This window comes from Bradyrhizobium algeriense (assembly GCF_003062295.1).
Lineage (GTDB): Bacteria > Pseudomonadota > Alphaproteobacteria > Rhizobiales > Xanthobacteraceae > Bradyrhizobium > Bradyrhizobium algeriense.
The window spans coordinates 1-643 of record NZ_PYCN01000189.1 but is presented as its reverse complement, the minus strand read 5'-3'; the positions used below and the strand labels follow the sequence as shown (position 1 = coordinate 643).

The window sequence follows — 643 nt, the reverse complement described above, 5'->3', positions numbered from 1 at the left end:
CCTGTTCCGCCGCCGCCCGGAACCAACGGGCGGCCTCTCCCAAGTCTCGGGTCACGCCGTTCCCGTCCGCGTACATTGTGGCCACATGCCACTGCGCCTCGGCGTGGCCTTGGGTTGCGGCCTTGAGAAACCACGAGAAGGCGATGACGGAATTCGTGTCCGGGCTTTCCTCAGCGAGAATTTGGGCCAAGCGAAACTGCGCGTCCACGTGACCGGAAGCTGCCGCCAGGTTGTACCAGCGCAAGGCCTCGGCCGGATTGGGCTCCTCACCGTCCGCAGGGTCATAGTGCTCTGCAAGCCACATGTGCAGCTTAGCCTGAGCCGCCTGGGCTGGGGCGTGTCCCCTGTCGACGGCGACCTGATACCACTTCGCCGCTTCTAACCCAGCCTCAAGGTCACCGTTCCAAATCCAGCAGCTCTCCAGGAAGTCGCCGAGAAGGTGAGCGGCTTCCGCGTGTCCGAGTTCGGCGGCAACCCTGAACCACCGCGCCGCTTCGTATCGATCCTCATCAACAATGTCGCCAGCATGGTACTGCATGCCTACGCGGTAGGCGGCATCGGCGCCCCCCAAGTGGAGCGCAGTCACGGTCCAGTCGATGACCCGTGATGGGTAGTCGGTGTCATTGTCTTCAAACGCATCAAT

Annotated in this window: 1 protein-coding gene; it reads right to left on the bottom strand. The window is 63.1% G+C overall.

The window, feature by feature from the left end:
• On the bottom strand, positions 1-643 hold a 643-nt coding region (locus C7G61_RS43040; RefSeq protein ID WP_145963844.1), incomplete at both ends, for a tetratricopeptide repeat protein.